Raw genomic sequence first — 14087 nt, 5'->3', positions numbered from 1 at the left:
CATGTTCATACCTCTCTCGTATTCCCTAATTTTTTTTGAGTAATTATTTAAATCATAATGAAATCTTTTACATAATTGTACTTTATTGTTACAATAAGTTAGTTGTAGAGGAAGCGATTGGAGGATTTTGTCATGGAAAAAGTAAATGTTGAAAAACTTTTTAGCTGGTTAGACCAAACAGCGGTGGCAATTCAACAACATTTGAATGAACCATATCTTGATAGTTTGGCTGATACATTGGACTTATTATTTTATCAAGAAGTACATGAAGATATGGATCAACATATAACAAATACATTGCAAAATGCTTTAAATGATATAGATCTTTCAACTTTTTCAACGATTGAAATTAGAAAAGCTGTGCAATTAGCTATATTAAAAGGTATGAAAGACACTACACAACAACAGCATTTAATAACACCTGAGACAGTATCTATGATTATTGGATACTTATCAGACAAGTTAATGGAAAAAAAGGAACATATCCGTTTATTTGACCCAGCAGGTGGAACAGCTAACTTGTTGACAACTGTACTTGAGCAATTAAAACAAAATGTAGATGCTTATGCTAGTGAAGTGGATCCAACATTAATTCATTTAGCCGTTTCCAATTCAAACCTGCAAAAGAAGCAGATTGAGTTTTTTCAACAGGATAGTTTACGTCCATTTTTGTTAGATCCTGTAGATTTAGTTATATCTGATTTACCAGTAGGATATTATCCTGATGATTTACAAGCGAGCAAATATGAATTGAAAGCTAATAATGGACATTCATACGCGCATCACTTATTTATAGAGCAAAGCTTAATGTATACGAAGGAAGCAGGATATTTAATTTTAGTAATACCTGAATTCTTGTTTGATAGTGATCAGTCAGACAAGCTTAATCAATTTCTTCATAAACATGCTCATATTATTGGAGTTATACGTTTGCCAGAAACTGCCTTCAAGTCAAAAAATAATGCAAAAAGTATTTTAATTTTACAAAAGAAAGGTAATGACACGAAGGAAATTAAACAACCTTTACTCGTACAATTACCCTCTTTTAAAAATGCAAATGCGATGGCGGATATTTTAGGCCAAATGAATGCATGGTTCAAAAAGTATCATACTAATAATGAAATGAATAGTAGGAGTGACATCAATGAGTAACATATTAGCAGTAAACGCAGGGAGTTCGTCTTTAAAGTTCCAATTGATTCAAATGCCTGAGGAATCAGTGGCTGCAATTGGTTTAGTAGAAAGAATTGGCTTAAATGATTCTGTTTTTTCTATCGAAGCAAATGGTAAGAAAGAAGAAAAAGTTGGAGATATTCCAGATCACGGAATAGCAGTTAAAATGCTATTAGAATCTCTAATATCTACTGGGGTAGTGAAATCATTTGATGAAATTGATGCTGTCGGACATCGTGTCGTACATGGTGGTGAGTATTTTAATGACTCAGTATTAATTACAGATGAAGTAATCCAGAACATTGAGAAGGTTTCAGAACTTGCACCATTACACAACCCAGCAAACCTAACAGGGATTCATGCATTTAAAGAAATATTACCAAATGTTCCGATGGTAGCAGTATTTGATACAGCATTCCATCAAACGATGCCGTCATCATCTTACTTGTATAGTTTGCCTTATGAATACTATGAAAAATATGGCATTCGTAAATATGGTTTCCACGGTACATCTCATAAATATGTTACACAACGCGCGTCAGAATTGATGGGAGTTCCTTTAGAAAACCTACGTTTATTATCCTGTCATATTGGAAACGGGGCAAGTATTACAGCGGTACGAGGTGGAAAGTCTATTGATACTTCGATGGGATTCACACCACTTGCTGGTGTAACTATGGGAACCCGTTCAGGTAACATTGACCCTGCATTAATTCCATACATTATGGAAAAGACAGGAAAAACAGCAGAAGAAGTTGTCAATGTCTTGAATAAGAGAAGTGGACTACTTGCTTTATCTGGCTTTTCAAGTGACCTTCGTGATATTGAAGCGGAAGCAGAAACAAATGAACGTGCGCAACTAGCATTAGATGTATTCGCTGGAAGAATTCATAAGTATATTGGATCTTATGCTGCTAAAATGTCAGGTGTTGATGCAATTGTCTTCACAGCAGGTGTTGGGGAAAACAGTATAACAATGCGTGAAAAGATTCTCACCGGATTAGAATTTATGGGTGTGTATTGGGATCCAAAACGTAATAATATAAGAGGTAAAGAACAGTTTATCAACTATCCACACTCACCAGTAAAAGTCATCGTCATTCCAACAAACGAGGAAGTAATGATTGCAAGAGATACAGTGCGTTTAGCGAATATGTAGGATCAACTAAATTATTATAATTTCTTATTTTTGAGTAAAAAAGGTTTTGTTAACTTAACAAAACCTTTTTTAATAATTAACGAACTACTAAAACATCACACGATGAATGTCTTGTTATACTTTCTGATACACTACCAATAATAAAACGTTCAACTGCGTTTAAGCCAGTTGCACCGCAAATAATTAAATCCGCATTAAAATTTTTCGCAATTGATTTTGAAATTTTTACTTTCGGGGAACCATATTCAATACATCGTATTACATCAGTAACTCCAGCATCTTTAGCCTTATTCACGTAATTATTTAATAATTCTTTAGCGTATTCTTCGGCACGTTCAGCTAAAGATCGGTCATACGTTTCAGCAGTAGCAAAAGTGCGTGAATCTACGACATGAGCAAGAATTAGTCGAGCGTCATTTCGTTTAGCTATTTCAATCGATTTCTTAAAAGCTTTTTCCGCAGCTTCTGAACCATCTACAGCAACTACAATATTTTTATATTCCATCTGGATCTCCCCTTTCACTTTCATTATATACCCAATTTGTAAGCGCTACAATCTAATTTTTGGAAAGAATGTTACAACATTAGTACAACATTTTAGGACATACTAATTTTACGGAGGTGATTGTGGTGACGAAAGTTAATAAAAATAATGTGGATTCACAAATGATCAACAATGTGAAGCGAGAATTTATTGAAGATAAAGATGGGATTCAAGCTGTACAGAATCAACTGATGGAAAGTTATCAAAGTGGTGTGGTGGAAGATGAATTACAAAATAATATTGGAATCCATCATTTTAATAATCGAAAAGCGTAATATAAAAAAGGAAGCCTTAAGGTTTCCTTTTTTATTGGGCTTTAATTGTAAAGACCGCGATAATATGAATTTTAAAACCTCGAAAAGATCAATCTCGTAGTAAAATAAAATGCTACCCCACTTGCCATACATCTCCCTACATATGATAAAATAAAAGATGAAAAAATAAAATTTATGAAATGTTTTTTGAAACCTTTTTAAACTAGAACCGTATTACTAATTAAAGATGATAAATGAGTGAATTGAGGTGAATTTGTGGGATTATTTTCAAAACTTTTTTCTAGTAAAAAAGCAGATAAAGTTGAACCAAAAGAGAGAAATGCTTTGAACATACAAATTGGTGATATTATTACCTACGATCTTCGAGATTATGAAGTAGTAGGAAAAATCACATATCGTGATGGTGGGTATGAGTGGTTAAGCTATCAATTGCTGGAAGAGGGTGGACATCAGACGATTTGGCTATCCGCAGAAATGGATGATGAATTAGAACTAGGCATATATAAAAGAGTTCAAGTTCCAGTATCTAAACCATATCCTAAACAGATAACATATGAAAATAAAACATATTTTAAAGAGGAAGAAGGAACTGCACGCGTGCTCGGCGAAGGAAGAGGTTCTAATCTTCAAGGAATGGAAACTCACTATGCGGACTATGTTGATAAGAATGAGGAAGGTTATTTAAGTGTTGAGTCATGGGGTACTGAGGTTGAAGTTAGCCTTGGTTATTCTATTGAAGCCTATGAATTAAAAATTATAGCAGGATCATTTTAAGGAGGAAAATATATGTTTAATTTTTTCAAACGCGTTAAAACAGTTGTTAGTTCAGAGTTGAATTCAGTACTAGAAAAGGCGGAAGATCCAGTAAAAATGCTTGATCAATACATGCGTGATATGGCAGAGGATATTCGCGAAGTAGAAGCTGCGGTCGCAAAACAAATTGCAAATGAAAAAATGCTGAAGCGTAAAGCGAACGATGCAAATGCCATGGTAGAAAAGAGACAGGAACAAGCTGTAAAAGCTATTGAAGCCGGGAATGACGAATTAGCACGTCGAGCATTACAAGATAAAAAAGATCATGAGTCAACTGCTCAAAGTTTAAATGAATCTTGGGAGCAAGCAAAGCAAGATGCAGACATGCTTCGTGATAAATTAGATGAAATGAAAAAAGAATATAATGAAATGAAATTGAAGAAAGATTCCTTGAAAGCTCGTGCAGAATCCGCAAAAACAAGAACGAAAATCAACCGTACCATGTCATCGATTGGAAATGATGAGTCCAAACAAGGGTTTGAACGTATGGAAGAGAAAGTGTTACGATATGAAGCAGAAGCTGAAACAAGTGAAGATTTATCAAGAGAAAGTCGTTCCCTTGATGATGAATTTAAAGAATTAGAAACAAATGATATTGATGATGAATTGGCAGCCCTTAAAGAAAAACTAGGGAAATAAATAGAAGTGGAGCAGTTATTGCTGCTCCTTTTATTTTCAGAAGATAGTTGAAGGGGGGATTACTTTGTATAAAAAGTGGATAGTTTGGACTGGGCTTATTTTATTTTTATTACTTATTACAGCATGTTCATCCCCTATGCCAGATAGTTCGAACCGTGGAATGGAAGAAAACATGGAGATTATGGCCGAAGATATTCCTGAACAATCGCCGAAAGAAACTATTTTGAATAACTTAAAAGAAAGTCCTAGTAATCAAATTGATGCGATTATTGCTTCTAATTTTCCTCAGGTAGATGTTGTGATGGAAGATGATAGTATGGCGGAAATTTATGCTACAACACAATTTCAATTAAATGAATTGAGTACTTTATTAACTGAAAAAGTGCAACCCAATGAGGTAAGTGAAGTTGTAGATGATTCACAAATGTTTATTTATCCAGATTACTTTGTCACTTTAAAACTAAGTGAAGCCGATCGTGATGTCTTATTAATTGAAGTGGCGAGCGAAACATTCGTTAAGAGGAATTATTCGCCTAGTTTTTTAAGTACATATTTTACGATACGAATGCTAGACAGTTTATTTGGCAATAATTGGAGTTCAAGAAGATCCCAAGAATGTGTGAATCATGGTTGTTATGGTGGTTACACTGGGGGATATTATGGCGGTTCTATGTCTGGAACACCTAATCGTGGGAACTCGACTTATCGTGGTGGTGGACCAGGAGCTGGTAAATAAGAGGAGGTTTATAAATGAATGCATTTATAGGAACAATAGTGTATTTCTTTATATCAATAGTAATTGTCCTAATTGGATTGTTTATTTTTGAAAATATTACCCGAAAGTATAAAGATTATGAAGAAATTAAAAATGGTAATGTTGCAGTTTCCTTATCTGTATCAGGAAAAATAATAGGAATTTGTTTAATTCTTGCTTTTGCGATTTATAATAGTGCCCACATTTACGACACGATCATTTGGGGACTTGTTGGGGTTGTGTTACAAATGGTTGCCTATGTTATTGTGGAACTATTGACACGAACATTTTCGATTGAAGAACAGTTAAAAAACAATAATATTGCGGTTGGTATATTGTCTATGAGTGTTTCGATTGGTCTTGGTTTCGTAGTGGGAGCATCAATTACATAATAAAAATTCTTTAGTTAATGGCCAGGCAAATGCTTGGTCTTCTTTATTCGTTGTTTATTTAGCATGTATTTTGGTTTCGGAGTGAAGTAAAAGATGAATCATGAGGCAATACGAAAAAGTAATATTATTTATTGGTCTAGTGGGATTGTTTCTATTTGTGGAATTGTTTTTGAAGTGTTATTTGGTGCGTTAGGTTCTTATATTTTAGGTGATGGGGTAAAACAATATACCTTAACCATTTCCTTATTTTTAACTGGGATGGGAATTGGGGCTAGTCTTAGTGAAAAGGTAATGAAAAATTTAATTTTAGCATTTGTGTGGGTAGAATTTTCTGTAGGCTTAATTGGTGGTTTTTCTAGTTTTATGATGTTCGGAATAACCGCATTTGCACCAGAGGGAACGGATGCCTTTTTCTTATACGCTATTACTATTATTATCGGTGCATTAACAGGATTCGAATTGCCAATTCTCATTCGTAAAGCTAATGATATTGGGGTGCAGTTAAATCGTAGTACGGCAAGGGTGTTATTTTCCGATTACGCAGGTGGGTTAATTGGAGGTTTGCTCTTCGTCTTTTTACTTCGTCCACAGTTCGGTTTAGTTAAATCTGCCTTTTTCGTTGGTTGCGTTAATGTAATTATTGCACTTACAGTTCTATGGCTGTTCCGTTATGAAATTAAGAGGTTTGGTATACATGCCTTCCTTGGGATAGCAATATTAATTGCTCTCATTATTGGTATATTCTTTGGGGAAGAAGCGGCCTTTCATTTTGAACAAAAATTATATAAGGATCCCATGATACATATGGAGGAAAGTAGTTATCAAAAAATTATTCTTACCCAAGATTATCACACAAATGATGTACGGCTTTATTTAAACGGTTCCTTGCAATTTAGTTCCGCTGATGAACATCGATATCATGAGGTATTAGTTCATCCGCCGATGTCTTATGTGGAACATCCAAGAAATATTCTTATTCTCGGCGGGGGAGATGGAATTGCCACGAAAGAAATACTAAAATACGATGATGTGGAAAAGATTACCCTCGTAGACTTAGACCCTGCAGTTGTTGAATTAGCCAATAACAATCGTCTAGTTCTAGAATTAAATGAGAGTTCACTAAAAAATGAAAAGGTTGAGGTAATCAACACGGATGCTTTTCAATTTCTCGAAAATAGTGATGAAATATATGATGTCATTATTGTGGATTTACCAGATCCAAATGATGAAAGTTTAAATAAGTTGTATACATGGGAGTTTTATTCATTAGTAAGGAATCATTTATCCCCAGATGGAGCAACAATGATTCAAGGTACAAGTCCCGTATTTGCAACAGAAGTATACTGGACGATATCAGAAACCGTTGCATCAACAGGATTACAAGTGGAGAATTTCCATGTGGATATACCAAGCTTTGGTAATTGGGGCTTTGTCATGGCCTCTAGGCAGAAAATAGATGTAAATCGTATCGACATTCATGCTCCAACTAAATTTTTGACAACTGATATATTACCTAGTTTGACCTATTTTGGAAAAGATGAAGATAAACAGATTGAATCAAAAAAAGGAGAAAAGATTAAGCTCAAGCCAAATACCTTAATTGATCCGCATTTAATTGGTATTTATGAGAAATCATGGCAAAACTATTAAACATTGGAAGAATTAATAATCTTCTAGTAGAATGAAAAATATACATTCTTAAAGGGAGTTGAACAAACATGAAAGTATCTTATCATGGACATTCTGTTGTAAAAGTTGAAACAACGAATCATACGATTTTATTTGACCCGTTTATATCTGGCAATGAAGCATGTGATTTGGATGCAAGTACTGTTAAGGCTGATGTTATCTTATTAACACATGCACATAACGATCATGTTGGAGACACCTTTGAAATAGCAAAACGTAATGATGCATTAGTAGTTGCTCCAAATGAATTAGCTAATTATCTGTCTTCTAAAGGCTTAAATGCGCATCCAATGCATATTGGTGGTTCACGTGAATTTGATTTTGGAAAAGTTAAATTCACACAAGCATTTCACGGCTCCTCTTATACAGAAGAAGATGGCAATGTCGTATATGGCGGTATGCCGGGAGGGATTCTACTAACGGTAGAAGGTAAGACGATTTATCATGTTGGAGACACGGCATTATTTACAGATCTGAAAATGTACGGTGAAATGAATGATATTGATGTTGCCTTTATTCCAATAGGTGATAATTTTACAATGGGACCTGACGATGCGTTAGTGGCTGCGGATTGGATTAATGCGAAGATTGTTGTTCCTGTACATTATAATACGTTCCCAGTTATTGAGCAGGATCCGGATGATTTTGTAAGTAAGGTGAGGACTGGGGAAGGTAGAGTGTTGAAGGTAGGGGAAGGAATAGAGTTGTAAAAAATGTAACTGCTATCTTCTTAAGCGAATAGAATTAAAAACACGCATTGTGGTGAAATTCAAACAATGCGTGTTTTTCTTAGTTATGCAAATTACATACTGTTAATTTCGATTAAAGTTCGATTTCTTTTTCACAACCATCAATCTCTTCTATATTATTAATGTCATTGACCTGACAAATTTTCCCCTTAACATCTAAACTTCCATTCGGTTTTATTACGGTTCTATCCTCTACATACAAATTACCTAAAACAACAACATCTACATGATTACTAATATAAAATTCACTTAATACGTACAAATTACCTTCTACAGTTACTTTATTATGGTTGTGAATATAAAAACCGTTCGTAAAGGCTGCATTCTTTTTGAATAAGTATCCATCTGGACACCGTTTAGTACTGTTTCCGTTTGCAATGTAGACGTATTTGTTAAATTGAACATCATTTGGAAAAGTACACTTATTCATATTATCTTCATTATCAAAATCCTCAGGTGGTTTAGGTGTTTCCGTACCTTCATCATTATTTTTAATAGGTAAAGGTATAACTAATTCCTCTTTTTTATTATTAAACGTGGTTTGTAGAATTATAGAATCATCAGAGTGGCTAGTTGCCCCCAAGGAGAAGCTAAGTGGATTTCCAGTTACTTCTATACATTCATTGATTGCATTTCCATTTTTGACATTTTCAAATGTGAAGTCAATTTCTGACTGACTTATACAGAGTTTATCTTGCCCTTGAATATATTGATTTCGGAGTTCATTAATAGCTATATTCGCTTCTTGTTGTAACGAAATTTGCCCGCTAGTCTTTTCATTACTTCCAATAAATTGAACAATGACCGTAGCTGATAGTGCGATAACAACAGCAAACAAACCAAGTGCTGCAAGCAACTCTACTAAAGTCAACCCCTTTTGGTTAAAAAAATGTCGATTTTTCATATTTACACACCTTATAAAATGATATAATAGGATAAAAGTATGATAAATGGAGTGAATTCTAGTGTATCTTAAATTTAAAAAAATAAATAGTAAAGGATTCACCCTAATTGAAATTATAGCATCAATTACGATATTAAGTATAATCGTTCTAGTACTTATGCCATTTTTTCCACAAATGATGAGTTGGAATCAAAATACAGAAGATGAATTAATTGCAAGTAATTTATTAAGTCAAGTAGCTTATGAAATTCAAGAAAAAGAAGCTGATAGTCTTTTCGGATCTAAAGTAAATAAGAAAACATGTGATAATGAGAATTATACAACCATGGTTTCTTATCCTACAAAAAATAGTCTCTTCAGTGCTGAATTAAAAGCATGCAGAGAAGATGTTGATTTATACCGAACCGAAATTATCATTTATAATAGTAAAGGAGAACCAATCAGTAAGTCCTTTACTTATATTTCAGGTGATCAAAATGATGAAATTACAGAATGAGCAAGGGATAGCTTTGATATATAGTCTTTTTATTATTACATTAATATCTATTTTTATATTAGGCTTATTTACACAAATAACAAATACAACTAGACAAGTTTCAACAATGGAACAGCAAATGGATGCTCAATTAGTTGCTGAGATGGGGATCACCTATTTTCAAAAAAAAATAGAAGGACATCAAGAGGAATTACAAATGATCGCAAATGATAATAGTAATAATTTAGGTAGTTTAGAAGATGAAATTATAGACATTATTAATAAATCCGAGCTTAAGATTCCTGTAGATGGTCAACAACGATGGTTCGAAATAGAGTTGAAAGAAAATCCCAAATATGATGAAGATAATAATGAAATAACGATTAAGTTTACTAGTAAAAGTGGCGGAAAGGCATATCGAAAATCTAAATCAGTAGATGGACAAATAGTACTTCAATTGCAGTCAGAGAGTGAGGAATAGAACATGTTAGTTCGTAAACGCCTGGGGGATTTACTTCAAGAAGCTAGTCTGGTAACAGAGGATCAAGTTAGAGAAGCTTTAGAAAATAAAAATGAAAATCAAAAGCTCGGTGACGCCTTGCTTGATTTAGGTTATATAACAGAACAACAATTAATTGAAGTGCTTGAATATCAATTAGGTATTCCGCATGTATCATTATATCGTTACCCAATAGATGAAAATGTACTCGGACTTATTTCTAAAGAAATGGCACAAGAACATTATATTATGCCATTACGGATTCAAGATAATGAACTATTGGTTGCCATGAAAGACCCGATGGATTATTTCGTTATTGATGATTTAGAATTATCCACAGGTATTAGTATTTCACCTGTTATTGCGGCAAGAGATGATATTTTATATGCGATAAATAAATATTATTATAAAAATGAAGCAGAAGCTTTAGCAATTAATGAAAACGAAGGGGATGAATCTCCAGTTATTAAGTTGTTGGACCAACTGCTAACAACAGGAGTCCAATTAAAAGCTAGCGATATTCATATTGACCCGCATGAAGCAAGTGTTTACGTAAGATATCGTATTGATGGACAATTACAAACGGAAAAAATTGTTTCTAAACAGTTGCAAAACTCTTTAATTGCTAGAATTAAAATTTTAGCTGATTTAGATATTACGAGAACTCGTTTGCCTCAGGATGGAAGGATAAAAACAACTGTTGGTGTTACACCTGTTGATTTACGTATTTCAACATTACCAACCGTATATGGAGAAAAAGTAGTTATTCGTATATTAGATTTAACCAATACTTTATTAGACTTAAGTGAACTAGATTTTTCTAATGAGAATGAACAAAAGTTTAAAAAATTCCTCGCTCAACCATCTGGCCTTGTTCTGTTAACAGGACCAACCGGATCTGGTAAATCAACAACGTTATATGCAGCTATTAACCAATTAAATAAAGAAAATGTTAATATCATTACCGTTGAAGATCCTGTGGAATATCAACTAGAAGGGATTAACCAGGTTCAGGTAAATGGTAGAGTGGGACTGACATTTGCTGAAGGGTTACGCTCCATTTTACGACAAGACCCCAATATTATCATGGTGGGAGAAATACGTGATCAAGAAACCGCTGAAATTGCTATTCGTGCTTCCTTAACAGGACATTTAGTGTTTAGTACGTTGCATACAAATAATGCAATCGAAACAATCCCGCGCTTATTTGATATGGGGATTGAACCATATTTAGTAGTTTCTTCTTTATCCGGTGTCGTTGCACAACGGTTAGTAAGAAGGATTTGCCGGGATTGTAGAACGGAAAGAGATTTAACAGAAATGGAAAAAGAAATTTTTAAAAAGAATGGTGTAGAAATAGACAAAGTCTTTTATGGTAAGGGATGCAGTGCATGTCACCAAAAAGGATATCGAGGTAGGTTAGCTGTACATGAAGTGTTAGATTTAGATGATGAAGTAAAAAGATTGCTTTTAAATCATGCTTCTATGGCAGATATTAAAGAACATACCAAAATGAATGGTATGTCATTTCTCATGCAAGATGGGTTAGAAAAAGTAAAAGCGGGATTAACAACAATGGATGAAATTATCCAAGTTTCTATTTCTGAATAGGGGGATATATATGAAACAGATATTTGATAATTGGCTAAAAGAAGCATGTGAGGTAAATGCATCTGACGTACATTTAACCGTTGGCAAGGCCCCTATCTTTCGAATTAATGGTAGTTTAGTAGAACAAACTAGTGAATCTGTTTTAATCCCTTCCCATACAAGAGATATTGTGAAGGCAATATTGTCAGATGATTTATATAAAAAATTAGAAGATAAACGGGAGCTTGATTTTTCTTATGGAATTGAAGGTTTATCTCGTTTTCGTATGAATGTTTTTTATCAGCGTGGAGAGCTATCTCTTGCTGTTCGTACGATTCCGACAAGGATACCATCTATCGAAGAATTATATTTGCCGCAAATTGCAAAAGATATCATGCATTATCCCCAAGGATTAGTATTGGTCACTGGTCCTACAGGAAGCGGGAAAAGTACAACTCTAGCTTCGATGATAAATTACATGAATCAGGGAATGGAGAATCATATTATAACCCTGGAGGATCCGATAGAGTATATGCATAAACATCAGAAGTCGATTATCGATCAGCGGGAAATCGGATTTGACACAAAATCATTTTCTCAAGGATTACGAGCATGTTTACGACAGGATCCTGATGTCATCTTAGTAGGAGAAATGCGTGACTTAGATACGATTTCAACTGCGATAACAGCTGCAGAAACTGGGCACTTAGTGCTGGCTACCTTACATACGACAGATGCCGTTTCTACAATTGAAAGGATTATAGATGTTTTTCCTGCAGAACAACAAACACAGATTCGTATTCAACTGTCTACTATTCTTAGAGCTGTTATTTCTCAACGATTATTAATTACCAAAGATCAGACTGGACGTAGGGTGGCAACGGAAGTTTTATTGAACACGTCTGCTGTTAAAAATTTAATCCGTAATGAAAAATTACACCAAGTGCAGAATGTTTTACAAACTTCACGGGAACAAGGGATGCATACATTGGAAATGGATTTGAAACGTTTAGTCCAAGAAGACCAAATTACATTTGAAACTGCCGCACCTTTTTTAAATGAAAGGAATATTAGTTATGAATTTTCAGTATAGCGGAAAACGAATATCTGGTCAGAAAATAAAAGGGAAAATTGATGCAGATTCTAAGGCACAAGCTTTGCGTGAATTAGAATCTAGTGGTCTTATCATTTTAAATATTGAAGAAACAAAACCTTGGAATAAGGATATTATTTTAAATAAAAAAGTTAAAGTAAAAGACTTTGTCGTATTTTTAAGGCAGTATGCTACATTAATACGAGCTGGGATTTCTATTTCCGATTCAACTAAAACGATGATAGAGCAAACGGAGAACTACGCATTAAAAACTGCATTAACTGACATTGATAAACAATTAGGTCGTGGGGTAGCACTATCAAAGGCAGCAGAGAGGCATCCAAAAGTATTCCCCTCATTACTAGTTAATATGATTCATGCAGGAGAAGCGAGCGGTAAACTGGATGATATTTTAAATGAAATGGCTGATTATTATGAGAAAGATTATCGTAATAAGCAGAAAGTTGTTTCAGCACTTATGTACCCGAGTGTGGTTGGGGTCATTACGATATTATTAAGTATCTTTCTTCTCGTATTTATCGTACCAACTTTTGTTAATATGTTTGGTTCGATGGGGGAGGAGGTTCCCGCTTATACACAATTTGTACTGAATTTAAGTGATTGGGTTGGAAAATATTGGTGGATTCTATTTGCTGTTGTAATTCTTGCTGCTGTTTTGTATAAATATTTCATACAATTTGATCGTTTCGCTTATCAAGTAGATGTGATTAAAATGAGATTTCCTCTATTAGGTGTTTTAGCACATAAAGGGGCATTAGTTAGAATGACCCAAACCCTTAGCACTTTGGTAAACAGTTCTGTTCCAATTTTACAGTCTATGGAAATTACCGAAAGAGTAGTTGGAAATCGTGTCATCCGGGATGTCATTGGACAGGCTAGGGAGCAACTAACTTCCGGGGAATCCATAGCAAGGGCAATGAAAGGACACTGGGCATTTCCACCACTCATTGTACAAATGATCCAAATCGGAGAGAGAACCGGTACATTGGATCACATGTTAAGGAAGGCTGCTGAATTTTATGAAGAAGAAGTGAATCAATTATCTGATAGAATTAAAACGTTAATCGAGCCAATTATGGTTGTTATTCTTAGTTTATTAGTTGGCGGAATTGTTCTTGCAATGGTTATTCCGATGTTTAGTATGTTTGAAACATTTTAGTGTTTTTTTAATAAATTTGTCATATTATGTATGGTTATTTTTAATAGATTCATATATAATTTAAGTAGGTAATAAGTAGGAAGTGATGATAGATTACTGTTATTTGGGCACTTTGGTAATCTGGAGCAAGTAGTGCAACCGGCCGACTTCATACATTTT

The 14087-nt window shown here is 34.2% G+C and carries 16 protein-coding genes and 1 riboswitch; of the genes, 14 read left to right on the top strand and 2 right to left on the bottom strand.

The features are described from left to right. Positions 1–132: 132 nt before the first annotated feature. Both A9178_RS09555 and A9178_RS09550 read left to right on the top strand, forming a co-directional pair. Positions 133–1152 (top strand): class I SAM-dependent methyltransferase, encoded by a 1020-nt coding sequence (locus tag A9178_RS09555; protein WP_068674700.1) that lies wholly within the window; start codon positions 133–135, stop codon positions 1150–1152. Beyond that, positions 1145–2332 carry an acetate kinase gene (locus A9178_RS09550; RefSeq protein WP_068674698.1) on the top strand — a complete coding sequence of 396 codons (1188 nt, stop codon included), beginning with the start codon at positions 1145–1147 and terminating at the stop codon, positions 2330–2332. Before A9178_RS09555 ends, A9178_RS09550 begins: the two co-directional genes overlap by 8 nt. Before the next feature lie 76 nt (positions 2333–2408). Here the strand turns inward: A9178_RS09550 and A9178_RS09545 are convergent, their stop codons facing one another. Continuing rightward, the gene (locus tag A9178_RS09545) at positions 2409–2837 is read right to left on the bottom strand and encodes a universal stress protein (protein WP_197482172.1); all 429 of its coding nucleotides are present in this window, start codon (positions 2835–2837) and stop codon (positions 2409–2411) included. Positions 2838–2962: 125 nt separating this feature from the next. Between A9178_RS09545 and A9178_RS09540 the strand changes: the two genes are divergently transcribed. From A9178_RS09540 to A9178_RS09510, 7 genes are all read left to right on the top strand, one after another. Continuing rightward, on the top strand, positions 2963–3151 hold the full coding sequence (locus tag A9178_RS09540) for a hypothetical protein (RefSeq protein ID WP_068674695.1): 189 nt from the start codon (positions 2963–2965) through the stop codon (positions 3149–3151). A 255-nt stretch (positions 3152–3406) separates the two neighbouring features. After that, positions 3407–3925: a DUF4178 domain-containing protein gene (locus tag A9178_RS09535; protein WP_068674693.1), complete on the top strand. Its 519-nt coding sequence runs from the start codon at positions 3407–3409 to the stop codon at positions 3923–3925. A gap of 12 nt (positions 3926–3937) precedes the next feature. Next, positions 3938–4603: a PspA/IM30 family protein gene (locus A9178_RS09530; RefSeq protein WP_068674691.1), complete on the top strand. Its 666-nt coding sequence runs from the start codon at positions 3938–3940 to the stop codon at positions 4601–4603. A gap of 64 nt (positions 4604–4667) precedes the next feature. After that, complete coding sequence (locus A9178_RS09525) at positions 4668–5339, top strand: DUF4247 domain-containing protein (RefSeq protein WP_068674689.1); 672 nt, start codon at positions 4668–4670, stop codon at positions 5337–5339. A gap of 14 nt (positions 5340–5353) precedes the next feature. Next, complete coding sequence (locus A9178_RS09520) at positions 5354–5749, top strand: DUF350 domain-containing protein (protein WP_068674687.1); 396 nt, start codon at positions 5354–5356, stop codon at positions 5747–5749. Between the two features lie 93 nt (positions 5750–5842). Then, positions 5843–7399, top strand: a complete 1557-nt coding sequence (locus A9178_RS09515; protein ID WP_068674685.1) for a polyamine aminopropyltransferase — start codon at positions 5843–5845, stop codon at positions 7397–7399. A gap of 68 nt (positions 7400–7467) precedes the next feature. Further along, positions 7468–8148 carry a metal-dependent hydrolase gene (locus A9178_RS09510; RefSeq protein ID WP_068674683.1) on the top strand — a complete coding sequence of 227 codons (681 nt, stop codon included), beginning with the start codon at positions 7468–7470 and terminating at the stop codon, positions 8146–8148. A gap of 112 nt (positions 8149–8260) precedes the next feature. Here A9178_RS09510 and A9178_RS09505 read toward each other — a convergent pair whose 3' ends face one another. Further along, positions 8261–9091: a type II secretion system protein gene (locus A9178_RS09505; protein ID WP_068674681.1), complete on the bottom strand. Its 831-nt coding sequence runs from the start codon at positions 9089–9091 to the stop codon at positions 8261–8263. A gap of 61 nt (positions 9092–9152) precedes the next feature. Between A9178_RS09505 and A9178_RS09500 the strand changes: the two genes are divergently transcribed. The 5 genes from A9178_RS09500 to A9178_RS09480 are packed head-to-tail and all read left to right on the top strand — an operon-like array spanning position 9153 to position 13928. Further along, entirely contained in the window at positions 9153–9587 is a 435-nt protein-coding gene (locus tag A9178_RS09500; RefSeq protein ID WP_068674680.1) for a type IV pilus modification PilV family protein, read from the top strand. Further along, positions 9571–10047 (top strand): hypothetical protein, encoded by a 477-nt coding sequence (locus A9178_RS09495; protein WP_068674679.1) that lies wholly within the window; start codon positions 9571–9573, stop codon positions 10045–10047. Before A9178_RS09500 ends, A9178_RS09495 begins: the two co-directional genes overlap by 17 nt. A 3-nt stretch (positions 10048–10050) precedes the next feature. After that, complete coding sequence (locus tag A9178_RS09490; RefSeq protein WP_068674678.1) at positions 10051–11676, top strand: GspE/PulE family protein; 1626 nt, start codon at positions 10051–10053, stop codon at positions 11674–11676. 10 nt (positions 11677–11686) lie between these two features. Continuing rightward, complete coding sequence (locus A9178_RS09485; RefSeq protein ID WP_068674677.1) at positions 11687–12748, top strand: type IV pilus twitching motility protein PilT; 1062 nt, start codon at positions 11687–11689, stop codon at positions 12746–12748. Then, positions 12732–13928 (top strand): type II secretion system F family protein, encoded by a 1197-nt coding sequence (locus A9178_RS09480; RefSeq protein WP_068674676.1) that lies wholly within the window; start codon positions 12732–12734, stop codon positions 13926–13928. The genes A9178_RS09485 and A9178_RS09480 overlap by 17 nt, the downstream gene beginning before the upstream one ends. A gap of 69 nt (positions 13929–13997) precedes the next feature. Next, positions 13998–14081, top strand: a riboswitch (cyclic di-GMP riboswitch). Positions 14082–14087: the final 6 nt, after the last annotated feature.

It is taken from the genome of Oceanobacillus sp. Castelsardo (assembly GCF_001659985.1).
In the GTDB taxonomy this organism is placed as follows: domain Bacteria; phylum Bacillota; class Bacilli; order Bacillales; family Amphibacillaceae; genus Oceanobacillus.
This window is presented reverse-complemented; position numbering and strand designations above follow the sequence as displayed.